21 protein-coding genes are annotated in these 22620 nt (G+C 67.4%); 15 read left to right on the top strand and 6 right to left on the bottom strand.

Annotated features, from left to right (window positions below; all coding sequences use genetic code 11):
- Both eno and QTH97_RS10520 read left to right on the top strand, forming a co-directional pair.
- The gene (eno, locus tag QTH97_RS10525) at positions 1 to 1284 is read left to right on the top strand and encodes a phosphopyruvate hydratase (RefSeq protein ID WP_286568082.1); all 1284 of its coding nucleotides are present in this window, start codon (positions 1 to 3) and stop codon (positions 1282 to 1284) included.
- 108 nt (positions 1285 to 1392) lie between these two features.
- The gene (locus QTH97_RS10520) at positions 1393 to 2370 is read left to right on the top strand and encodes a Bug family tripartite tricarboxylate transporter substrate binding protein (RefSeq protein WP_286568081.1); all 978 of its coding nucleotides are present in this window, start codon (positions 1393 to 1395) and stop codon (positions 2368 to 2370) included.
- A gap of 10 nt (positions 2371 to 2380) precedes the next feature.
- On the opposite strand, the gene glmS is transcribed toward QTH97_RS10520, so the two are convergent.
- Complete coding sequence (gene glmS, locus QTH97_RS10515) at positions 2381 to 4255, bottom strand: glutamine--fructose-6-phosphate transaminase (isomerizing) (protein WP_286568080.1); 1875 nt, start codon at positions 4253 to 4255, stop codon at positions 2381 to 2383.
- Between the two features lie 110 nt (positions 4256 to 4365).
- Between glmS and QTH97_RS10510 the strand changes: the two genes are divergently transcribed.
- Entirely contained in the window at positions 4366 to 4875 is a 510-nt protein-coding gene (locus QTH97_RS10510; RefSeq protein WP_444813415.1) for an Lrp/AsnC family transcriptional regulator, read from the top strand.
- A 6-nt stretch (positions 4876 to 4881) separates the two neighbouring features.
- Here the strand turns inward: QTH97_RS10510 and glmU are convergent, their stop codons facing one another.
- The gene (gene glmU / locus QTH97_RS10505; RefSeq protein WP_286568078.1) at positions 4882 to 6303 is read right to left on the bottom strand and encodes a bifunctional UDP-N-acetylglucosamine diphosphorylase/glucosamine-1-phosphate N-acetyltransferase GlmU; all 1422 of its coding nucleotides are present in this window, start codon (positions 6301 to 6303) and stop codon (positions 4882 to 4884) included.
- Between glmU and QTH97_RS10500 the strand changes: the two genes are divergently transcribed.
- Together QTH97_RS10500 and QTH97_RS10495 are read left to right on the top strand one after the other, a co-directional pair.
- Positions 6302 to 7186 (top strand): DUF6279 family lipoprotein, encoded by an 885-nt coding sequence (locus QTH97_RS10500; protein WP_286568077.1) that lies wholly within the window; start codon positions 6302 to 6304, stop codon positions 7184 to 7186. The two genes, glmU and QTH97_RS10500, sit on opposite strands and share 2 nt — an antisense overlap.
- A 103-nt stretch (positions 7187 to 7289) precedes the next feature.
- A complete protein-coding gene (locus tag QTH97_RS10495) occupies positions 7290 to 8222 on the top strand; it encodes a hypothetical protein (RefSeq protein ID WP_286568076.1) in 933 nt (310 codons plus the stop codon).
- An 18-nt stretch (positions 8223 to 8240) separates the two neighbouring features.
- Here QTH97_RS10495 and QTH97_RS10490 read toward each other — a convergent pair whose 3' ends face one another.
- The gene (locus QTH97_RS10490) at positions 8241 to 9503 is read right to left on the bottom strand and encodes a polysaccharide biosynthesis protein (protein WP_286568075.1); all 1263 of its coding nucleotides are present in this window, start codon (positions 9501 to 9503) and stop codon (positions 8241 to 8243) included.
- A 108-nt stretch (positions 9504 to 9611) separates the two neighbouring features.
- The gene (locus QTH97_RS10485; RefSeq protein WP_444813420.1) at positions 9612 to 10382 is read right to left on the bottom strand and encodes a Crp/Fnr family transcriptional regulator; all 771 of its coding nucleotides are present in this window, start codon (positions 10380 to 10382) and stop codon (positions 9612 to 9614) included.
- A gap of 90 nt (positions 10383 to 10472) precedes the next feature.
- On the opposite strand from QTH97_RS10485, the gene QTH97_RS10480 reads away from it, so the two are divergent.
- Positions 10473 to 10865, top strand: a complete 393-nt coding sequence (locus QTH97_RS10480; protein WP_286568074.1) for a BLUF domain-containing protein — start codon at positions 10473 to 10475, stop codon at positions 10863 to 10865.
- Positions 10866 to 10867: 2 nt separating this feature from the next.
- On the opposite strand, the gene QTH97_RS10475 is transcribed toward QTH97_RS10480, so the two are convergent.
- Positions 10868 to 11197 carry a DUF2917 domain-containing protein gene (locus QTH97_RS10475; protein ID WP_286568073.1) on the bottom strand — a complete coding sequence of 110 codons (330 nt, stop codon included), beginning with the start codon at positions 11195 to 11197 and terminating at the stop codon, positions 10868 to 10870.
- Between the two features lie 150 nt (positions 11198 to 11347).
- On the opposite strand from QTH97_RS10475, the gene QTH97_RS10470 reads away from it, so the two are divergent.
- The gene (locus QTH97_RS10470) at positions 11348 to 12331 is read left to right on the top strand and encodes a LysR substrate-binding domain-containing protein (RefSeq protein WP_286568072.1); all 984 of its coding nucleotides are present in this window, start codon (positions 11348 to 11350) and stop codon (positions 12329 to 12331) included.
- 92 nt (positions 12332 to 12423) lie between these two features.
- Here the strand turns inward: QTH97_RS10470 and QTH97_RS10465 are convergent, their stop codons facing one another.
- Positions 12424 to 13041: a 5-formyltetrahydrofolate cyclo-ligase gene (locus tag QTH97_RS10465; RefSeq protein ID WP_286568071.1), complete on the bottom strand. Its 618-nt coding sequence runs from the start codon at positions 13039 to 13041 to the stop codon at positions 12424 to 12426.
- Positions 13042 to 13143: 102 nt separating this feature from the next.
- Here QTH97_RS10465 and QTH97_RS10460 point away from each other — a divergent pair, with 102 nt between their 5' ends.
- From QTH97_RS10460 to otsA, 8 genes are all read left to right on the top strand, one after another.
- Positions 13144 to 15072 carry a lytic transglycosylase domain-containing protein gene (locus tag QTH97_RS10460; RefSeq protein WP_286568070.1) on the top strand — a complete coding sequence of 643 codons (1929 nt, stop codon included), beginning with the start codon at positions 13144 to 13146 and terminating at the stop codon, positions 15070 to 15072.
- Positions 15073 to 15152: 80 nt separating this feature from the next.
- Positions 15153 to 15701 (top strand): mechanosensitive ion channel family protein, encoded by a 549-nt coding sequence (locus QTH97_RS10455; protein WP_286568312.1) that lies wholly within the window; start codon positions 15153 to 15155, stop codon positions 15699 to 15701.
- An 84-nt stretch (positions 15702 to 15785) separates the two neighbouring features.
- The gene (locus QTH97_RS10450) at positions 15786 to 16346 is read left to right on the top strand and encodes an MgtC/SapB family protein (protein WP_286568069.1); all 561 of its coding nucleotides are present in this window, start codon (positions 15786 to 15788) and stop codon (positions 16344 to 16346) included.
- A gap of 86 nt (positions 16347 to 16432) precedes the next feature.
- Complete coding sequence (locus QTH97_RS10445; protein WP_286568068.1) at positions 16433 to 17116, top strand: glutathione S-transferase family protein; 684 nt, start codon at positions 16433 to 16435, stop codon at positions 17114 to 17116.
- A 54-nt stretch (positions 17117 to 17170) separates the two neighbouring features.
- Positions 17171 to 18439, top strand: a complete 1269-nt coding sequence (locus QTH97_RS10440; RefSeq protein WP_286568067.1) for a multifunctional CCA addition/repair protein — start codon at positions 17171 to 17173, stop codon at positions 18437 to 18439.
- A 62-nt stretch (positions 18440 to 18501) separates the two neighbouring features.
- Positions 18502 to 19266, top strand: coding sequence for a trehalose-phosphatase (gene otsB, locus QTH97_RS10435; RefSeq protein ID WP_286568066.1), 765 nt, complete (start codon positions 18502 to 18504; stop codon positions 19264 to 19266).
- The gene (locus QTH97_RS10430) at positions 19263 to 21188 is read left to right on the top strand and encodes a glycoside hydrolase family 15 protein (RefSeq protein ID WP_286568065.1); all 1926 of its coding nucleotides are present in this window, start codon (positions 19263 to 19265) and stop codon (positions 21186 to 21188) included. Before otsB ends, QTH97_RS10430 begins: the two co-directional genes overlap by 4 nt.
- Positions 21185 to 22576: an alpha,alpha-trehalose-phosphate synthase (UDP-forming) gene (gene otsA / locus QTH97_RS10425; RefSeq protein ID WP_286568064.1), complete on the top strand. Its 1392-nt coding sequence runs from the start codon at positions 21185 to 21187 to the stop codon at positions 22574 to 22576. Before QTH97_RS10430 ends, otsA begins: the two co-directional genes overlap by 4 nt.
- The last annotated feature ends 44 nt before the right edge of the window (positions 22577 to 22620 follow it).

Genomic DNA, 22620 nt, shown 5'->3' with positions numbered 1-22620 from the left:
ATGGCATCGATTCAACAAGTGCGCGGCTTCGAGATCCTGGACTCGCGCGGCAATCCCACGGTCGCCGCCGAAGTCCTGTTGTCCGACGGCTCCACGGGCCTGGCCGCGTCGCCCTCCGGCGCTTCGACGGGCGCCCGTGAAGCCATCGAACTGCGCGACGCGGACCCGAAACGCTACCTCGGCAAAGGCGTCACCAAGGCGGTGGGCCACGTCAACGGCGAACTGAACAAGGCGCTGGCCGGGCGCGCCGCAGAAGACCAGGGCGCGCTCGACCGGCTGATGATCGAACTGGACGGAACATCGACCAAGTCGCGCCTCGGTGCGAACGCGATCCTTGCGGTGTCGCTCGCGGCGGCCAAGGCGGCTGCCGCCTCCGGAGGCAAGGCGCTGTATCGCCACATCGGCGGCGACCGCAAGCCGGTGCTCCCGCTGCCGATGATGAACATCATCAACGGCGGCGCGCATGCGGACAACAACGTCGACATGCAGGAGTTCATGATCGTCCCGGTCGGCGCTCCCAGATTCTCCGAGGCCATGCGCTGGGGCGTCGAGGTCTTCCACCCGCTCAAGGGCCTGCTCAAGGGCCGAGGCATGTCGACCGCCGTGGGCGACGAGGGAGGTTTCGCGCCGAACCTGCCGTCGAACGAAGCAGCCATCGAGGTCATCCTTGCCGCGATCGAACAGGCGGGGTTCAAGGCCGGCGCGGACATCGCCCTGGGCCTCGACGTTGCAAGCTCCGAGTTCCACCATGGCGGGCGGTACGAGCTGGCGTCCGAGTCCAGGCACTTCGACTCCGCACAGTTCGTGGACTACCTGGCTCGCTGGGTGGATGCCTACCCCATCGTGACGATCGAGGATGGCATGGCCGAAGACGACTGGGATGGCTGGGAACTCCTCACGGCGAAGCTCGGCCGCAAGGTGCAACTGGTCGGCGACGACCTCTTCGTCACCAACACCGAGATCCTGCAGCGCGGCATCTCACGCGGCGCGGCGAACTCGATCCTCATCAAGCCGAACCAGATCGGCACCTTGACCGAGACGCTCGCCGCCATCGCGATGGCCGACAAGGCCGGGTACTCCGCGGTGGTCTCGCACCGCTCCGGTGAAACGGAAGACACCACCATCGCCGACCTCAGCGTGTGCACGGCCGCGGCGCAGATCAAGACCGGCTCACTGTGCCGTTCGGACCGCATGGCCAAGTACAACCGCCTGCTCCTCATCGAGGCCGAACTCGGCCGCGATGCCGTCTTTGCAGGTGGAGCGGCCATCGCGTCCGGCCGCTGAGCGGTGCGATTTCTTTGTTGAATTCAAGTTAACGCCGGATTGACTTTCGACCCTCGTTGAACACCCTCCGGCTGCCTACAGTCGCATCACACCATAAGGAGACAAACCGTGAAGACATCGAATTTCCGCCCCCGCACCGCCCTGACGGCCATCGCTTTCGGCTTCGCCGCATCGCTCGCCGCCGCGCAGGCCTGGCCCGCCAAGCCGATCACCCTGGTCGTGCCGTTTCCGCCCGGCGGCAGCTCGGACGCATTGGCGCGCGCCATCACCACACCGCTGTCGCAAAGCCTCGGACAACCGGTGATCGTCGAGAGCAAGCCGGGCGCTGGCGCGACCGTCGGCGCCGACTATGTTGCCAAGGCCAAGGCGGACGGCTACACGCTGCTCATGGGTGCGGTGCATCACACCATCGCCACCAGCGTCTACAGGAGGCTCCCCTACGATTTCGAGAAGAGCTTTGCGCCGGTCACCACCGTCGCGATGGTGCCCAATGTGCTGGTCGTCAACGCCAAGTCGCCGGCGACCGACGTGAAGAGCCTGATCGCGCAGGCGAAGGCTTCGCCGGGCAAACTGTCGTACGGCTCGAACGGCAACGGCACCGTCCAGCACCTGATTGGCACGCAGTTCTCGAGCCTGGCCGGCGTCGAGTTGCTGCACGTCCCTTACAAGGGCAGCGCACCGCTCACGACCGACCTGCTGGGTGGCCAGGTCGACATGTCCTTCGACACGCTGACGCCACTGGTGCAGCACATCAAGGGCGGCAAGCTGCGTGCGCTGGCCGTGACCACGGCGAAGCGTTCCACCACCCTGCCGGATGTGCCGACGCTGGCCGAAGCGGGCATCAAGGACTTCAACCAGGGCACCTGGTTCGGCATCCTCGCGCCCGCGGCCACGCCCAAGGAAGTGGTCACGAAGCTGAACACCGAGATCGTGAAGATCATCCAGTCGCCGGAGTTCAAGAAGCGCATGGAAGAGATCGGTGCCGAGCCGGTCGGCGACACGCCTGCGCAGATGGCGGCTCAGATCAAGGACGACACGAGCAAGTACGCGAAGCTGGTCAAGGAAGCCAAGGTCGCCATCGATTGAGTCGGGCGCGTCACTCGACCGTGACGCTCTTCGCCAGATTCCGCGGCTTGTCCACATCGGTCCCACGCGCGCATGCCGTGTGATACGCCAGCAGCTGCAGGGGCACCACGTGCAGCAGCGGTGACAACGCCCCATAGTGTTCGGGCATGCGGATCACGTGGATGCCCTCGCTGCTCTCTATGTGCGTGTCGCCATCGGCCAGCACGTAGAGCACGCCGCCGCGCGCGCGAACTTCCTGCAGGTTGCTCTTGAGCTTTTCCAGCAGCGCGTCGTTGGGCGCGACGGCGACCACGGGCATTTCGCTCGTGACCAGGGCGAGCGGGCCATGCTTGAGTTCGCCGGCCGCGTAGGCCTCGGCGTGGATGTAGGTCACTTCCTTGAGCTTGAGCGCACCTTCGAGCGCGATCGGGTAGTGCAGGCCGCGGCCGAGGAACAGGGCGTTCTCCTTGCGCGCGAAATCCTCCGCCCAGCTGATGAGCTGCGGCTCCAGCGCGAGCACGGATTGCAGCGCCACCGGCAGGTGCCGCATCTCCTTCAAGTAGCGCGCTTCGTCGGCCTCAGGCAGGCGCCCCTTGGATTGCGCCAGTGCCAGCGTGAGCAGGAAGAGGCCCGCGAGTTGCGTCGTGAAGGCCTTGGTCGACGCCACGCCGATCTCGACGCCCGCGCGCGTGATGTAGGCCAGCTTGCACTCGCGCACCATCGCGCTGGTCGAGACGTTGCAGATGGTGAGGGTGTGCGCCATGCCCAGCGACGTCGCGTGCTTGAGCGCGGCCAGCGTGTCGGCCGTCTCGCCCGACTGGCTGATGGTCACGACCAGGGTCTTCGGGTTGGGCACGGAATCCCGGTAGCGGTATTCGCTCGCGATCTCGACCTGCGTCGGGATCTTCGCGATGCTTTCGAGCCAGTACTTGGCCGTGCAACCGCTGTAGTAGCTGGTGCCGCAGGCCAGGATCAGCACGTTGTCGATCTCGTTGAACACGCGCCAGGCGGCCGCGCCCGGTGCGCCGTCGACGCCGACGCCATCGAAGAGCTCGGGCACGATGCCTTGCACGCCTTCGAGCGTGTCCGCGACCGCGCGCGGTTGCTCGAAGATTTCCTTCTGCATGTAGTGGCGGTACGGGCCGAGTTCGGCCGCACCGCTGTGCGCGTGCACCGTGCGCACGGCGCGGGTGACAGGCTTGTGCGCGCGATCGACGATCCAGTACTTGCCGGGCTGGATGTCGACCACGTCGCCCTCTTCGAGGTAGACGATCTGGTCGGTCACGCCAGCCAGCGCCATGGCATCGCTGGCGAGGAAGTTCTCGCCCCCTTCCTTGCCGACGCCGAGGATCAGCGGCGAGCCGGCGCGCGCACCGACCACGCGGTGCGGTTCATCGCGGCAGATCGCCGCGATGGCGTAGGCGCCCTGGAGCTGCTTGACGCTCGCCTTCACGGCCTCGAACAGGTCGCCGTCGTAGTGGCTGTCGATCAGGTGGGCGATGACTTCGGTGTCGGTCTGGCTCGTGAACACATAGCCCTTGGCCTGAAGCGCCGCGCGCAGCGATTCATGGTTCTCGATGATGCCGTTGTGCACGAGCGCCACGCGCCCGGGCCGCGCTGCCTCCGCGCCGGGGCCATGGCTGAAATGGGGATGCGCGTTGTGCACCGCCGGCGCGCCATGCGTGGCCCAGCGCGTGTGGGCGATGCCGGTGCTGCCTTCGATGTTGTCGTCCCGCACTTGCGCCAGCAGTTCGGCCACGCGCGAGGTCGTGCGGGCGCGCCGCAAGCCGCCCGCGTGGACCGCCACGCCGCAGGAGTCGTAGCCCCGGTACTCAAGGCGCTGCAAGCCCTGCACGAGGACGGGAACGATGTTGCGACCGGAGACGGCGCCGACGATGCCACACATATTGAATTGCTCCTGCGATTGGACGTTGGGGCGATGGTAGGCCGATCGTTGTGAAATTTTTGATCAGTTTCTGACCATTTTATGTTTCATATTTTCTGACAACGGCATGAATGACCATTTATTCCATTATCATCATATTTGTGAAATTTTCAGACCTAGACGACATTGACTTGCGCCTGCTCGACGCTTTGCAAAGCGACGCATCCCAGAGCAACCAGTCGCTTGCCGAGCGCTTCAGCATCTCGCCGCCTACCTGCCTTCGCCGCGTCCGCCGTTTGCGCGAGGCGGGATGGATCGACAGCCAGGTCGCCATCCTGAGCGTCGACCGCGTCGGCCCTCTGCTCACGGCGGTGGTCGAGGTCTCGCTGGACCGGCAGGACGCCTCCGCGCTCGACGCCTTCGAGCAACGCGTGGCCCCCGACGACGCCGTGCAGCAGTGCTACCGCGTTTCGCCAGGCCCGGATTTCGTGCTGGTCGTCACCGTGCGGGACATGCCGGCCTACCAGGCGCTCGCGCAACGCCTCTTCACGAACGACGCCAACGTGCGCAACGTGAAGGCCTTCTTCAGCATCAAGCGCGCCAAGTTCGCGCCCCGGGTGCCCTTGCCCTCGCCCACCTGACGCGCGTTATTTCTTCGGTCGCTGCCAGTTCGCAAAGCTCACCTGGCGCGCTCGCCCGACCGTCAGCGCACCGGGCTCCGTGCTCTTGCTCACCGTCGAGCCACCGCCGATCGTGCCGCCGGCACCGATCGTGACCGGCGCGACCAGCACGCAGTTGCTTCCCACGTGGACGTCGTCGCCGATGATCGTGCGGTGCTTGAAGGCGCCGTCGTAGTTGGCCGTGATGCTGCCCGCGCCGTAGTTGACGCGCTGGCCGACGGTCGCGTCGCCCAGGTACGCGAGGTGGTTCGCCTTCGCCCCGGCGGCAAGGGTCGAGTTCTTGACCTCGACGAAATTGCCGATATGCACCTCCGCGCCCAGACGCGCGCCGGGCCGCAGCCGCGCGAACGGCCCGACCAGCGAGCCCGCACCCACCGTCACGCCGGCCTTCTCGCCATCGATATGGGTGAAGGGATGGATCACCGCGCCCGTCTCGATGCGCGCATTGGCGATCACGCAGTTGGCGCCGATGCGCGCGCCGGCGCCCAGGGACACCGCGCCCTCGAACACGCAATTGACGTCGATTTCCACATCCGATTCGCAAGCCAGCGTGCCGCGCAAGTCGAAGCGCGCCGGGTCGGCCAGCCGGACGCCCTGCACCATCAGCGCGTCGGCCTGGCGCCGCTGGTAGGCGCGTTCGAGCGCCGCCAGCTGCGTGGGGCTGTTGACGCCGGCCACCTGCAGCGCGTCGTCGGTGCGATGCGCGACGACCGGGACGCCGTCGATGGTCGCGAAGCCCACCACGTCGGTCAGGTAGTACTCACCCTGCGCATTCTTGTTGTCCAGCCGGGCGAGCCAGGACTTGAGGAGTCGGGTCGGCACCGCCATGACACCGCTGTAGACCTCCTGGATGGCGCGCTGGGCCTCGTTCGCGTCCTTCTCTTCGACGATGGCGAGCACTTCGCCCTCGGCCTCGTGTCCCGGCGCGCGCACGATGCGGCCATAGCCGGTCGGCTGGTCGACGCTGATGGTGAGCAGCGCCAGGCGCCGGCCCGCGCTTTCGGCCACCAGCGCGCGCAAGGTGGCATCGCCGATCAGCGGCACGTCGCCCGAGAGCACCACCACCGTGCCGTCGTCCGGCAGGAGCGGCGCGGCCTGCTGCATCGCGTGGCCGGTGCCGAGTTGCGGCACCTGGCGCGCGAACTGGGGCGTCACGCCCGCCACGGCGCCGTCGAGCGCGGTCTCGACATCCGTCGCGCCGTGCCCCGTCACGACGATCACGTTGCGCGCGCCGATGCGTCCCGCCGTGTCGATCACGTGCGCGACAAGTGCGCGCCCGCCCAAACGATGCAACACTTTCGGCAAGCTGCTCTTCATGCGCGTGCCTTTGCCGGCCGCCATGATGACGACGTCGACTGGCCCCTGGTTGTCCTGCGGAGTCTGATTCATGCGTATTTCTCTGATTCGTTGCGCAAAGCTGGCGCGGATTATCGGCGTGCTGGTCCTCGCCAGCGCGCTGGCGGCATGCAGCGCGGTCAAGCTGGCGTACAACAACCTGCCGGAAGTCAGCTATTGGTGGCTCGACGGCTACCTCGATTTCGACGGTGCCCAGACGCCTCGCGTGCGCGACGAACTCGACCAACTGCTGGCCTGGCATCGCCAGAACGAACTGCCCCGGATCGTCGGCCTGCTGCAGAAAGCGCAGGCACTGGCACCCCGGGACGTCACGCCCGGGCAGACCTGCGAGATGGTGAACGAGATCCGCACCCGGCTCCTGGCCCTCGCGGAACGCGCGGAGCCGGCGGGCGCCGAACTCGCGGTGAGCCTGACCGAATCGCAGTTGCAGCAGCTCGAACGCAAGTACACCCGCATCAACGCGGACTACCGCAAGGACTGGCTGGACCGCAGCATCGAGAAGCAGCGCGAGAAGCGCTACGAGAAGTTCCTCGAGCGCAGCGAGGACTTCTATGGCCGACTGGATGCGGAGCAGCGCGACCTGCTCAAGCTGCAGGTGGCCCGGTCGGTGTTCGATCCGCGCGAACTCGATGCGGAGCGCAAGCGGCGCCAGCGGGAGGCGCTGACGCTGCTGCGCCGCTTCAACGCCCAGAAGACCCCGCCGGCGGACGCGCAGGCCGCAATCCATGCCTATGTGCTGCGCATTGCCGATCCGCCCCCAGGGCCCTGGCGCGACCGCCAACAAGCGCTGCAGCAGGAGGCCTGCCACGACATCGCCGAGTTCCACAACCAGACCAGCGCGGCGCAGCGCGACAAGGCGATGCGGCGGCTGCAGTCCTACGAGAACGACGTGCGCGACCTGGCCGCGTCGCAATAGCCGTGGCGAGGTGAGCGCCCGGAATACGCCAAACGGCACATGAAAAGAGCCGCGACAAAGTACAACATTTGTTTACACTTGTCGCGCACTCACTCGTCCATCCATGAACATCACGCTCTGCACGCTCTTCGAGGGGAACTACCATTTCGGCGTCGCCGCCCTGTCGAATTCGCTGATCGCCGCAGGCTATGCGGGCGACCTGTGGGTCGGCTATCGCGGCGCACTGCCGGGCTGGATCGTGGACTCGCCGGCCTTCGACCGCGCCACCGGACAGATGCAGGTCGCGCCGACGCTGAAGCTCTGCATGATCGAACTCGACACGCCGCTGCACTTCACGTACTACAAGCCCACCTTCATCCGCGAGATGTTCGAGAAGCATGCGCCGGCCACGACCATGGTCGCGTACATCGATCCGGACATCGTCGTGAAATGCGACTGGCCCGCCTTCATGGGCTGGTTCACCGAAGACGGCATCTCGCTCGCGGAAGACGTCAACTGGTGCTTCCCGGCTCGGCACCCCAAGCGCCTGCTGTGGAACCGCTTCTTCGAGCCGCACGGCGCAACGCCGCGACGCACGCTGGAGCGCTACTACAACGCCGGCTTCATCGCCGTCTCGCGCCAGCATCTGGATTTCCTGGACTTGTGGCGCCGCCTGTGCGACCTGGTCGTGGCCTACAACGCGAACTCCAAGCAACTGAAGGCCGGGGGGTCGGCCGCCCTGTTCCACTCGACCGATCAGGATGCCCTCAACTTCGCCCTTACGGTCTGCGAGGCGCCTCTCAACACCGCTGGCCCCGAGGCCATGGATTTCGCACCCGGCGGGTACTACCTCTCGCACGCCATCGGCTCGATCAAGCCCTGGCACGGCGGCCACATCGGCCTGGCCCTGCGCGGTCGCCCGCCCACGGCCGCCAGCAAGTGGTACTACCGCTTCGCCAATGCGCCGATCAAGGTGTATTCCGACGGCGAACTCGCCAAGCGCCAGCTCTCGCTCAAGCTCGCCGCCGCCATCGGCCGCGTCTACAAGCGCGGCTAGCCTGCCCCGGGGGGCGAGTCACATTTTTCTTCCGCGCAGGATGAGCAGCGCGTACTGGTAGCCGAAGTTGGCCACGCTGGTCGCGATGGCAAAGCCCAGCACGGAACGCAGGTCGCTCACGCCGACGAGCGCCAGATAGAGGGCCTGCGTCACCAGCGTCACCAGGATGCTGTAGGTCTGACCCGCCGTTGCGCCGCGCACCGTCATCGTCCGGAAGGCGAAGCCCGACGCGTTCTGCAGGATCGACGCGAGGAACACCATCCACACCAGCGGCGTCATGCTGCGGTACTTTTCGCCCAGCAGCAGGATCCAGTACTGCGGAAAGAAGATCGAGGTCAGCAGCACCAGCGTCATGAGGGACAGGTAGATGAGGTGCCCCTGGAGCAGCATCCGGCGCAGCCGTTCACCCTGCGGCGCGCGGGCGATGACGGGGAACAGCAGGACGTTGGTGACGCGATCCACCACGATGAGCACCATGGCGAGCCGGCCGAAGGCCCCCACCTCCGCCACCATGTTCGAGGTGCCGAACATCGAGACGAGGAACACCGTGATCACGCCCTGCACCTGATAGAAGATCGCCGGCAGCACCAGGGGCTTGGCGATCTGGATCACCTGCGCATCCACCCGCCTGGCATCGTCGCCTGCCAGCCGGGTGTTCGCGATCTCGCGGGACCTGAATTCGCTTCGGTAGAGCAACACGCTCACCAGGCTCGCAGCGGCGGAGGCGGCCACGATGCCGGCCACTGACCACGAGGTCATCGGCAGCAGCAGCACGGCACCGACGAAGGCGATCCGCACGGAGTACGACGCGAAACCGATCCGGTTCAAGGTGGAGATGTGGCCCAGGATCAGCAGCACCGTGTTGGCGTAGTGCTCCCGCAAGGACAGGAGCACGATCATGATCACCAACGCCGACGCCAGCAGATAGCCCCCACCGCCCCAGCCGTGTTCGCGGGACGTGAAGAACCAATAAGGCGTGACGATGGCCAATCCCACGCCCAGCAGCACCCAGCGCTTTCGGAAGACCTGCTGGCAGGCGCCGACCACCCAGGAAACCTCGTTCGTGCGCTGCCCGACGACCGGCAGGCAGCAGTGCGCCAAGCCCAGGTCGGTCACGCCCGCGATGAGCGTGATGCAGGCCACAAGGAAGGTGTAGGCGGCGTACTGGTCCTTTGGCAGCACGTTGACGATGAGCAGGCCGGCGATGCCGCCGACGGCCACGCCAAAGGTTTCGACACCGCCAACCATGGCGATCTGGCGCAAACGGGCAAGGAGCTTCACAGGCGGGCGGCGTCGGTCATGGGAATGGCCGGCGGTTGCCGGTCTGGCTGAGCCGCGGTTTTTCCGGGCAAGGCCCCTACGATAAGCGATGGCGTCCGCAAACCCGCGTCAGATCAGCGGCGTCGGTCGCATGGGGCGCTCGAAATAGTCGCCCAGCCGCTCCAGCGAACGCGGCTCCATGATGCGCAGCCATCCGCTGTCGAGCTTGTGCAGCCCGAGGCGCTCGAGGCGGCGCAATGTCTTGTTGGTGTGCACCAGCGACAGGCCCAGCGCGTCCGCGATGTGCTGCTGGTTGAACGGAAACTCCGCCCAGCCGTCGCGCACCATGCCGACACGCTCCGCCCGGCGATACAGGTGCATCAGCAGCATCGCCACGCGCTCGCTGGCGTTGCGCCGGCCGGCGGTGACGAGGTTGTCGTCCACCATTTTCTCCTCGCGCGCCGCGAGCCAGGTGATGTCGTAGCCCAGCTTGGGGTGCGAGTGGAACAGGTCCCAGAGCTTGTCGCGGTCGAAGGCGCAGAGCGTGACGCCGGTCACGGCCTCGACGCCATGGGTCTGGCCGTCGGCAAACTCGTCCTGCAAGCCGATGAAATCGCCCGGCAGCAGGAAACCGAGGATCTGCCTGCGGCCGTCGCTGAGTGTCTTGTAGCGAAAGGCCCAGCCGGAATAGAGCGTGAAGAGATGGGCGCTGGCGCGTTGCTCGTCGATGACGGGTCGGCCGGCTTCGACGACGCGCGTACCGCTGCGAAACGATTCGATGGTGCGCACTTCCGCGGCGGACACGGGCAGGAAGGCGGGGTTCGTGCGCAGCCCGCATTCGTCGCACGGATGCGCACAGCGAGGCGGGTAAACCGGAGCCGGATAGTCCTCGAACTTCACCTGAACACTATAGGCCACACGCCTGTGTCTTTTGACATTTCCGGCCGCATTGCGCGCTCCTAAACTGCCGACGCTCCCCTTGAACGTCGAATGCCACTCCAAGAAATCCTGTATTCCAGCCTGCTTGCTCCCGACCAGCCCACCACGGTGGTCGGCCAGATCGTGACCCGGGCGAGGGCCCGCAATGCGGAGACCGGGATCACGGGCTTGCTGGTGTTCGACGGTGCGCGCTTCTGCCAGCACTTCGAGGGGCCGAGCGAACAGGTGCTCTCGCTGATGAGCCGCCTCCAGGCCGATCCGCGCCATGCGGACGTGCGCGTGCTGTACGAGGGTTCGCTTCTGCAGCGCCGCTACCAGCGCTTCGAGATGGGCTTTGCGGAGGTGGAGGAACGCGACGACCTGGCCGATGTCCACGCCATGCAAGGGGCCGAGGCTCTGCAGCGCTTCCTGGCGCTGCGGCCCCGGTTCGACATCGCAGGCTGAATTCAGGCCGCGCGGGCGACCGCGACGGCATCCCACGTGTAGGTCGCGCCGTTGCCGTCCCACGGCTCCATCACGATGCGTTCGCCGGCAGCAACGACCAGCGATTCACCCGGGGCCAGGACGAGATCCTCGCTGCCCGAGTTCGCGGTCGCATCGCGGGTGACCCACACCCGGCCCTGCCGGATGCGCATGACGCTGGCGCTGGAAGCCCTGAGACTGATCGCGTGACCGGCGTCGAGCTGCCATGCACCGCGGCGCACTGCCGGCGGCACGGCGGCCGGACGGGCCAGTGCAACGGAGGGAAGCGAGGAAGTGGTGCAGACGGCTGACATGGTGGACTCCTGGGAGGGATTTGAAAGTGCGCAAATGGCGCGCTTCGGGAATGAATGATCCGCCCGGCCTCGTTGGCAGTCCAATGAAAACGCGGTAGCCTACTGATTCCGGTTTCGCATCAATCGCCTGGCCGCTCCAGTCCCTCCGACATGCTCCATTCGCAAACCCACCTCCGTTCTCGACCGATCTCCGCCGGCCATCTGCGTGCGTTCGAGGCGGTCGCCCGCCACCTGAACTTTCGGGCGGCTGCAGAGGAAATGGCTCTCACGCAATCCGCCGTCAGTCGCCAGATCCAGTCCCTGGAAGAAGAAGTCGGCGTGCCGCTGTTCCTGCGCCACACGCGGGCGGTCGAGGTGACGAGCGCCGGTGCGCAGCTGCTGCTGGCGGTCCAGCAGTCGCTGCCGCGCATCGACGGCGCGGTGCGCCTGATCCGCCAGAACGCGGGGCGCAAGAGCGTGTCGCTGACCACCTTCGCTTCCTTCGCCTCGATGTGGCTGATCCCGCGGCTGGAGGCCTTCCAGCGCGACAACCCCGAGATCGACATCCGCATCGACGCCAGCGACGCGGCGCTGGACCTGGACATCGCGGACGTCGACATCGCCCTGCGCTACGGCCCGCGCGAGAACATGCCGCCCGGGGCGATGCGGCTCTTCGGCGAGACGATCACGCCGGTGGCCAGCCCGTGGCTGATCAAGAGCAACCCGCAGATCAAGGGGCCGGCAGACATCGCCGGCTTCACGCTGATCGAGGCCGGCGACGCGCATCGCACGCATCTCGAATGGCTGACCTGGCGCCGCTGGTTCGAGGTGAACAACCTGTCGCGCGCCCAGCCGCGGCGCTGGCTGTATTTCAACTACGCCTACCAGATGGTCCAGGCCGCGCTCACCGGCCAGGGCGTCGTGCTCGCGCGCAGTTCGCTCATCGCGGAAAGCCTGGCCAATGGCGACCTGGTGGAAGTGCTGCCGCACTACCGCATGGATTCACCCATGGCCTACTGGCTCATCACCGGCCCGCGCAGCGCCCAGCGCCCCGAAATCCAGGCCTTCAACGAATGGCTGCTGAGCCAGGCCATGACGACGCGGGAGACCATCGGCGAGGTGCCCGATCCCGACACCATCGACCAGATGGATTGAAGCCCCCGCAGCACCGGAGCCCATTCGGGGGTGTTGCCCCCGGCAGGGGGTAGGCGGCTACACGAAGTGAGCAAGCCTGGGGGCGAGTTTGCTCACCCCCTCGGCCAGACGACGCCGTCGTCGTTGAGGATGGCGTCCAGCGGCACGTCATGCGCCTCCGGCTCGAAGTCGTGGACGAGCCCGTTCGCGAAGCCCAGCCCCACCGTGAAAGGCCGCGGCTCCAGCGCCGCGAGCGTGCGGTCGTAGAAACCGCCGCCGTAGCCGAGCCGATACCCCCCCGCGCTGTAGCCCAGGCAGGGCACGAACAGCAGCGTCGGCACGATCAGTTCCGTGTCCTTCGGCTTCGGGATGTCGAAGGCGTCGTTTTCCATCGGGCATCCGGGATACCAGGAGTGGAAGGTCAGGGTCTTGTGCACCCGGTCGACCACCGGCAGTCCGATGCGCCGGCGGTGCGGCTCGTCGAGCAGTTCGCCGTCCTCTTTCCAGCGGTGCAGCGCGGGCAGCGGATCGAATTCACCCTTGATCGGCCAGTAGGCGCCGATCACCGTGTCCGGACGCCCGACCAGCCAGATGCGCATCACGCGCTGCAGCAGGTCGGCGCGCGCGAGACGGTCGGGCATGGCGAGCCGCTGTTCGATCAGCGCGGCACGCACTTGGCCCTTGAGAAATGTGGCAGTTGCCGAGGTGTCGGCACCCTTTGACTTGTCCATAATCCCCCGATGCAGTTCGCAAGCATTTTGGCACCCGCGCGCCACCAGCCCCGCGCCTCCTTTTCCACCCTGTCTCTTTCGCTCGTTCTGGCGGCTGCAGCCATGCTCCAGCCTGCCCGCGCGCAGAACGGCAACGACGACGTGCTGCTGCAGATGAAGCAGGCCGCCCAGCGCGGCGACAAGGCCCGTCTCACAGCCCTGCTGCCGCAAGCACGCGGCCACACGCTCGAACCCTGGGCCGCTTACTGGGAACTGAAGGCCCGGCTGGCGGAGACGAGCCCCCAGGAGGTGCAGGAATTCCTCGCGCGCTACGCCGGCACCTACCAGGAAGACCGCCTGCGCAACGACTGGCTGCTGCTCGCTGGCCAGCGCCGCGACTGGGACAGCTTCATGACCCTGCACCCGGCGTATCGCATGAACGACGACGTGCAGGTGCGCTGCTACGCGATCCTGATCGACACGCTGCGCAACGGCAGCGCCACCCAGGCGCAGGCCGACGAGGTGCGCCGCAACTGGCTCGGCCAGCGCGAGCTCGACGACGGCTGCCTGACCGCCGCCGACCGCATGATCGGCGCGCGCCTGATGTCGCCCAACGACGCCTGGAAGAAGGCGCGCCTCTCCATCGAGGCCAACCGCCCGCAGGCCGCCCGCGCGGCGGTGATGCTCGTGGCGCCGGATTCGATCCCGATGTTCGACGAGATGAACGCCAGTCCCGCCAAGTTCCTGGCCGGCCGTGGCTTTGCCGTCGCCAAGTCGCGCCGGGAGCTGGTGGTGCTCGCGCTCATCAAGATGACCGTCGCCGATCCGGAGATGGCCGCCTCCCAGCTCGAAAGCAAATGGGGCACGATGCTCTCCGCCGAGGAGCGCAACTGGCTCTGGGGCGCCATCGGCCGGCAGTTCGCCACCAAGCTCTCGCCGATGGCCAACACCTACTTCGCGAATGTGACGAAGATCGGCGATCTGTCGGACGACATGCTCTCCTGGAAGGCGCGTGCCGCCCTGCGCGCCGGTGCATGGAAGCAGGTGCTGGCCGCCATCGACGCGATGAGCGAAGTCCAGCAGCTCGATCCCACCTGGGTCTACTGGCGGGGCCGCGCACTGACGGCCGTCGGCGGTGACGATCGCCGCGCCGAAGCCCGCACGCTGTACGAAGGCATTGCAGGCACGCGCGGCTTCTACGAATTGCTGGCCCTCGAGGAACTGGGCCAGCGCGCCGCCGTGCCGACCCGCCCCGATCCGCTCACGCCCGAGGAGAAGGCGGCCGCACGCAACAACCCGTCGTTGCAGCGCGCGCTGTACGCCATCTCCATCGGCCTGCGGCCCGAAGGCACGCGCGAGTGGAACTACTCGACCAACCTGCACGACAAGGGCGGCATGGGCGACCGCGAACTGCTCGCCGCCGCCGACCTCGCCTGCCAGCGCGAGGTGTGGGACCGCTGCATCAATACCAGCGAACGCACCAAGGGCGTGATCGACATCGACCAGCGCTTCCCGATGCCCTTCCGGGACACCGTGGTGCGCAAGAGCCAGGAGATCGGGCTCGACCCGGCCTACGTCTACGGCCTGATCCGCCAGGAAAGTCGCTTCATCATGGACGCGCGCTCCGGCGTCGGCGCTTCCGGGCTCATGCAGGTGATGCCCGCCACCGCGCGCTGGACCGCCAAGAAGATCGGCATGGCCGACTTCACGCCCGGCCAGATCAATGACCGCGAAACCAACATCACCATCGGCACCAATTACCTGAAGCTCGCGCTCGACGATTTCGACGGCTCGATGGCGCTGGCCGCCGCCGCCTACAACGCCGGCCCGGGCCGGCCGCGCAACTGGCGCAACGGGCCGGTGATGGACGCGGCGATCTGGGCCGAGAACGTGCCCTTCACCGAGACGCGCGACTACGTCAAGAAGGTGCTCGCGAACACGACCAACTATGCAGCGCTGATCTCGGGCCGGCCGCAGTCGCTCAAGGACCGCCTGGGACGCGTGGGCCCGCGTGACTCCGCGGAGCCGGAACCCAACAAGGACCTGCCCTGAGCCGCATCCTGCAGAACCTGCGCGCCCGGCTGCCCGACTGGGCCAACGAAACGCTGGACATCGCCATCCCCTTGGCACAGGTGGCGCTGATCCTGCTGGCGGCCTGGCTGGTGTATCGCTTCGTCCGCCGCCTGATCCTGCGCGTGACCGCGGGCTACGCCATGCCCGGCAACGTCGCCCAGATCACACGCCGCACGGCCGCCTTCCTGATCTATGGCGGCGCAGTGCTGTGGGGCCTGGAACGGCTGGGCGTCTCGGGCGGCGTGCTGTGGACCGCCTTCACGAGCTTTGCCGCTGTCGGCGCGGTGGCCTTCTTCGCCGCCTGGAGCGTGCTGTCGAACATCTTCTGCGCCATGCTGATCTACACCACGCGAATGTTCTGGCCCGGCGACACGGTCGAAGTGCTCGAAAACGGAGATAAGCCCGGCCTCAAGGGCCGCGTGCTGGACATCAACCTCGTCTACACCACGCTGGAGGAAAGCGGCAGCGCCCAGGAAGGCACGACGCTGAAGATCCCCAACAGCATGTTCTTCCAGCGCGCCGTGCGCCGCTGGCACGGCAGCCGCCCCGCGCTGCCGCGTACGTTGGACCTGGCCGGACCGCCCTCCGCCGACGCCCCGCCCCGCTGATCGTCCGCAGCCGGCGTCCTTGTCCTACAGTCGGCCGCGCGGTGCACGGGCCACACTGCTGCCCTCCTCACTTCCCGCCCAAGCATGGCCGCATCAGTCTGGGCCGCGACCACCGAGGTGCTCGCTGCCGAGTTCTCCGACGTTCCCGACCTCCCGCAAGTGCTGCGCATCCTCGTGCGCCTGCTGCTGGCCGCGATCCTGGGCTTCATGCTCGGCTTCGAGCGCGAGCATCAGGGCAAGGCTGCGGGCGTGCGCACCCACATGCTGGTCGCGATCGGCTCGGCCCTCTTCGTGCTCGTGCCGCAGCAAGCCGGCATCCAGCCGGCCGACATGAGCCGGGTCATCCAGGGCCTCGTGGCAGGCGTGGGCTTCCTGTGTGCCGGCACCATCCTCAAGCAGGGCAAGGACGAGCAGAACGTGCAGGGCCTGACCACCGCCGCCGGCCTCTGGATGACCGCAGCGATCGGCATGGCCTGCGGACTCGGGCGCGAAGTGACTGCTGTGCTCAGCGCCCTGCTGGCTCTGGCGGTCCTGGCGCTCGTGCCTCGGCTGGTGTCGCTCATCGAGCGGCTGGTCGGCCCGCCAGCACCGGAAGCGCCGCCGCAGCGGGTGATCACCCACCCGGACGACGCCCCTCCGCGCTGAGCATCAATTCCGGTCCCCGATCGCATCAATCGCCCGGGTCGCCGCCGCTAGGATCGAAGGCTTTGCATCACTTCCGAGAGGCCCGCATGATCAAGCTCTACATCGGCAACAAGAACTACTCGTCCTGGTCGATGCGACCCTGGGTGCTCCTGAAGCAGGCCGGCATCTCCTTCGAGGAAGTGATGGTGCGCTTCGACTCCTTCGACGAGCACTCGAAGTTCAAGCACACCATCCTGCCGATCAATCCGACGGGCACGGTGCCGGTGCTGCAGGACGGCGACATCGTCGTCTATGACACGCTCGCCATCTGCGAATACCTTGCCGAGACGCATCCCGACAAGAAGCTCTGGCCCGCCGACAAGGCCCGGCGCGCGCAGGCACGCAGCGCATGCGCCGAGATGCACGCGGGCTTCCGCGCGCTGCGCAGCCACTGCGGCATGAACCTCGAAGCCGACCTGAGCCAGCAAGGCCGGCTGATCCTCCGGGACCAGCCCGCCGTGCGCGCCGACCTCGACCGCATCGTGCAGTTGTGGAGCGGCCTGCTCGATGCCCATGGCGGGCCGATGCTCTTCGGCGAATTCAGCATCGCCGACGCCTACTTTGCGCCTGTCTGCACGCGCATCAAGACCTTCGCCCTGCCGGTGCCTGCCGCGATCTCGGCCTATATCGAGCGCGTGCTGGCATTGCCGGGCGTCAAGGCCTGGATTGCCGAAGCACTGGTGGAGAAGGACTTCGTCCTCATGGACGAACCGTACCGGCTGGAGCGCTGAGCCGGCCCCGGGCGCAGGAGCTGCGGCGACGTCTCGCCGCCCTACACTGCGCCCATGCAAACCTATCTCGTCGGCGGCGCGATCCGCGATGTGCTGCTGGGACTGCCGGGCAGCGACCACGACTGGGTCGTGGTCGGCGCCACACCCGAACAGATGGTGGCGCGCGGCTTCCTCCCCGTGGGGCGCGACTTCCCCGTCTTCCTGCACCCCGAAACCCGCGAGGAGTACGCGCTGGCGCGCACCGAGCGCAAGAGCGCGCCGGGCTACCGCGGCTTCATCGTCCATGCGGCGCCGGACGTCACGCTCGAACAGGACCTCGCCCGGCGCGATCTGACCATCAACGCCATCGCGCTGCCCGAGGCACGGATCAACGCGTCCGACCGCCTCGACCTGGACCCGGCCGACCTGATCGACCCCTTCCACGGCCAGCGTGACCTGCAGCAGAGGCAGCTGCGCCACGTGACCGACGCTTTCCGCGAAGACCCGGTGCGCATCCTCCGCGTGGCGCGTTTCGCCGCGCGCTTCGCCGACTTCCAGGTCGCGCCCGAAACGATGGTGCTGATGCGCGAGATGGTCGAGGCCGGCGAAGCCGATGCGCTGGTACCCGAGCGCGTCTGGCAGGAACTCGCGCGCGGCCTGATGGAAGTCAAGCCCTCGCGCATGTTCGACCTGCTGCGCCAATGCGGCGCGCTGGCCGTGCTGCTGCCCGAGGTCGACCGCCTCTGGGGCGTGCCCCAGCCGGAAGCCCATCACCCCGAAGTCGATACCGGCGTACACCTGATGATGGTGCTCGACATGGCAGCGCACCTTCACGCGCCGCTGGCGGTGCGCTTCGCCTGCCTGGTGCACGACCTGGGCAAGGGCACGACGCCGGCCGACGTACTGCCGCGCCACATCGGCCACGAGCAGCGCAGCGCGAAGCTGCTGCGCGCACTGTGCGACCGCTGGCGCGTGCCCGTCGATGTCCGCGAGCTCGCCGACGTGGTGGCACGCGAGCACGGCAACATCCACCGCAGCAGCGAGCTCAACGCCGCGGCGGTCGTCCGCCTGCTGGAGCGCTGCGATGCCTTCCGCAAGCCGGAGCGATTCGACGAGGCGCTGCTGGCCTGCGAATGCGATGCTCGGGGCCGCCTCGGCCTCGAAGATGCGCCTTATCCGCAGCGCACGCGCCTGCTCTCGGCCCTGGCCGCCGCGCAGTCCGTCGCCACCGAACCCATCGCTCGCGAGGCGAAAGAGGCCGGCGCGTCAGGACCGAAGATCGGCGAGGCCATCGCCCGCGCGCGCGTTGCCGCGGTGAACGCAGCCTTGCAACCCTCCTCTTGAAGGTGGATTGACGGCTTTGGCCGACGCGCCGCGCGGCGCGAGTCTGCTATGGTTTTCCCTCCATGCTGCAGACGCCCCCCCGACTCACGCCCGACGCGGCCCTGTTCCTCGACTTCGACGGCACGCTGGTGGCGATCGCCGAGACGCCGGAGGCCGTCCACGTCCCCGCCGCCATGGTCCCGCTGCTCGGCGACCTGCACGATCTGCTGGGCGGCGCGCTGGCGGTCGTCTCCGGCCGGCAGATCGACGTGCTCGACCGCTTTCTCGCACCCCTGCGCCTGCCGGCCGCCGGCGAGCACGGCGTGCAGCGCCGAGACGCCGAAGGCCGCATGCAGGAGCAGCGCGCACTCGATCTCACGGCGGTGCTTGCAGCTGCGAACGAGCTCGCCCGCGTCTACGAAGGGCTGCTGGTCGAGCGCAAGCACGCCGCCATCGCGCTGCACTACCGGCTTGCGCCGCAACTCGAGGCCGTGTGCCGCGATGCCATGACGCGCGCGATCGACGGCCAGCCGCAGTTCGAGTTGCTGCACGGCAAGTTCGTGTTCGAGGTCAAGCCTGCGGGCATCAACAAGGGCGTCGCCATCGACGCTTTCCTGCGCGAAGCGCCCTTCGCGGGCCGCGTTCCCGTGTTTGCCGGCGACGACACCACCGATGAAAGCGGCTTCGCCATCGTGCAGCCGCGCGGCGGCGTGGCGATCAAGGTGGGCTCCGGGCCCAGCCTGGCGCTGCACCGGCTCGATTCACCGCGTGCGGTGTTCGAATGGCTGGTGGCGGCGCGAGACTTGCTCGCTGCACCGCCGCCCGCAACCCCGAGGAAGCCGGAATGAGCACTGTCCAGAAAGAGGTCGACGCGCCTGAAGACCGCGCCGGCCAGTCCATCGCGGGCGCGGCAAGCGCCAGCGACAAGCCGCGCACGCATCCCGAGGCCATCACCGACCCCTCGGCGCGAACCGGCTTCGGTTCGCCGGCCAAGGCCTCGCTCAACGTCGGCGTCATCGGCAACTGCGCCTACAGCGCCCTGGTCGACGAGCGCGGCCGCGTCGTGTGGAGTTGCCTGCCGCGCTTCGACGGCGACCCCGTCTTCAACGCGCTGCTGCACACGGGCGAGGATGCAAGCGCCTGGGCGATCGAGATCGAGGACTTCGCATCGTCCAGGCAGTGGTACGAGCCGAACACGGCCGTGCTGCGTACCCAGCTCTTCGATTCGGCGGGTCAGGGCATCGAGATCACCGACCTGGCACCACGCTTCCACAGCCGCTCGCGCTACTTCCGGCCGCTCACGATGGTGCGCCGCGTGAAACCGATCAAGGGCACGCCACGCATCCGCGTCACGCTCATGCCGCGCTTCCAGTGGGGCGCCACGGCCCCGACCATCACGCGCGGCAGCAACCATATCCGCTTCGTGGGGCCCGAGTTCACCTTGCGGCTGAACACCGACGCATCGGTTTCGCACATCCTTTCGCACCAGCCCTTCGTCCTCTCGCGCGAATACAACTTCGTGCTGGGTGCGGACGAGACGCTCACCGACGGCATCGCCGACACAGCCAGGCATTTCGAGCAGGAGACCATCGCCTACTGGCGCACCTGGAGCAAGCGGCTCGCGATCCCCTTCGAGTACCAGGAGGCGGTGATCCGCGCGGCCATCACGCTCAAGCTCTCGCTCTACGAAGACACCGGCGCGATCGTCGCCGCGATGACCACCAGCATCCCCGAGGCGCCGGGCAGCCAGCGCAACTGGGACTACCGCTACTGCTGGCTTCGCGATGCCTTCTTCGTGGTGCGCGCGCTCAACAGCCTCTCGGAAGTGGGAACGATGGAGGATTACCTCCGATGGCTGTCCAACGTGGTGATCGGCTCGCGCGGCGAACACATCCAGCCGCTCTACGGCATCGGGCTGGAAGGCGACCTGCCGGAATCCTTGGTCGAAGGGCTCAGCGGCTACCGCGGCATGGGACCCGTGCGCGTGGGCAACCAGGCGCAGGAGCACTTCCAGCATGACGTCTACGGCAACATCGTGCTCGGCGCGGCGCAGGCCTTTCACGATCACCGGTTGCTGAGCCGGGGCGGCGAGGCGGAGTTTCCATACCTGGAGGCCGTCGGGGAGCAGGCGATCCGCGTCTATGGAACGCCGGACGCCGGCATGTGGGAGCTGCGCACACGCGCCCGGGTGCACACCAGCTCGGCGTTGATGAGCTGGGCCGCCTGCGACCGCCTTGCGAAGATCGCCCGCACGCTCGGTCTGGCGGAGCGCGCGGCCTACTGGCACGGGCACTCGTCGCGCATGCGGGAGGAGATCCTCGCCAAGTCCTGGTGCGAGGAGCGCCAGGCCTTCGCCGAGAGCTTCGGCGGCCACGAACTCGACGCGAGCATCCTGCTGATGGTCGAAGTGGGCCTGATCGACGCGCGCGACCCGCGCTTCGTCTCCACCGTCGAGGCGATGGAGAAGTCGCTCTGCGACGGACCGTACATGCGGCGCTACGAAGCCGCCGACGACTTCGGCAAGCCCGAAACGGCCTTCAACATCTGCACCTTCTGGCGCATCGATGCGCTGGCCAAGATCGGCCGCAAGGCCGAGGCGCGGCAGATCTTCGAGACCATGCTCGCGGCGCGCAATCCGCTCGGACTGCTTTCCGAGGACACGCACCCCGTCACCGGCGAGATGTGGGGCAACTTTCCGCAGACCTATTCGATGGTGGGCATCATCAATGCCGCGGTGAGACTTTCCGCGCCCTGGGACTCCTGCATATGAGCCGGCTGGTCGTGGTTTCGAACCGCGTGGCCGATCCGCGGAAGCCCGCTGCGGGCGGACTCGCCGTCGCGCTCGGCGAAAGCCTGCAGCAAAGCGGCGGCCTGTGGTTCGGCTGGAGCGGTGCCATCGTCGAGGAAGGACCCACCGGCGAAGGCGAGATGCACAAGCAGCAGGCCGGCAAGGTCACGCTCGCGACCATCGACCTGAGCCGCGACGACCACGACAGCTACTACCTCGGCTACAGCAACGACGTCCTCTGGCCGGTGTTCCACGACCGGCTGGATCTCGCGCATTTCGAGGCCGCCTTCATCGGCGGCTACCGGCGCGTGAACCAGCTCTTCGCCCGCAAGCTGATGCCGCTGCTCCAGGAAGACGACATCATCTGGGTGCACGACTACCACCTGATCCCGTTGGCGGCCGAACTGCGTGCGATGGGGTGCAGGCAGCGCATCGGCTTCTTCCTGCACATTCCGCTGCCGCCGCAGATCATCATGGCGGCGATCCCGCAGCACGAGTGGCTGATGCGCTCGCTCTTCGCCTATGACCTGATCGGCTTCCAGTCCCGCCAGGACGTGCAGCACTTCGAGCACTACGTGCAGAACGAGGCTCACGGCGAGAGCCTGGGCGACCAGCGCTATCGCGCCTACGGCCAGACGGTGCGCTGCAACGCCTTCCCGATCGGCATCGACGTCGACGAGTTCGCCGCGCTCACGCACGCCAAGGAATCGCGCGACATGTTCGAGACCATGCGGCGCGAATACTCGAGCCGCCGCCTGCTGCTGGGCATCGACCGGCTCGACTATTCAAAGGGCATCCCGCAGCGGGTGCGCTCGTTCCGCGAGCTGCTCGCCAACTACCCCGAGAACCGCCGCAGCGCGACGCTGATCCAGATCGCATCGCCGACGCGCGAGACGGTCGATGCCTATGCAGACATCCGGCGCGAACTCGAATCGCTGTGCGGCGCCATCAACGGCGACTACGGCGAACTCGACTGGATGCCGGTGCGCTACATCCACCGCATGGTGGCGCGCAAACGCGTGCCGGGCCTGTGTCGCGCGGCCGCCGTCGGCCTCGTCACGCCGCTGCGTGACGGCATGAACCTGGTCGCGAAGGAATACATCGCGGCGCAGGACCCCGCGGACCCGGGGGTGTTGGTGCTGTCACGCTTTGCAGGCGCTGCCGAGCAATTGAGGGAGGCGCTGCTGGTGAACCCCTACGACACGCACGGCACGGCGGAGACGGTGCAGCAGGCACTGCAGATGCCGCTGGACGAACGCCGCGAGCGCCACCAGAAGCTGCTGGCGCGCATTCGCGAGCAGGATGTGCACTGGTGGCGGGAAGGCTTTCTGAATGCGCTGCGCGAGGCGGAGAGCGTGCGCGAGCGCTAGGGAGCCTCTGATCAAGTCCACCGCTGTGAGATTTGATGCGCAGT

This window comes from Variovorax gracilis (genome assembly GCF_030317115.1).
In the GTDB taxonomy this organism is placed as follows: domain Bacteria; phylum Pseudomonadota; class Gammaproteobacteria; order Burkholderiales; family Burkholderiaceae_C; genus Variovorax; species Variovorax gracilis.
This window is presented reverse-complemented; position numbering and strand designations above follow the sequence as displayed.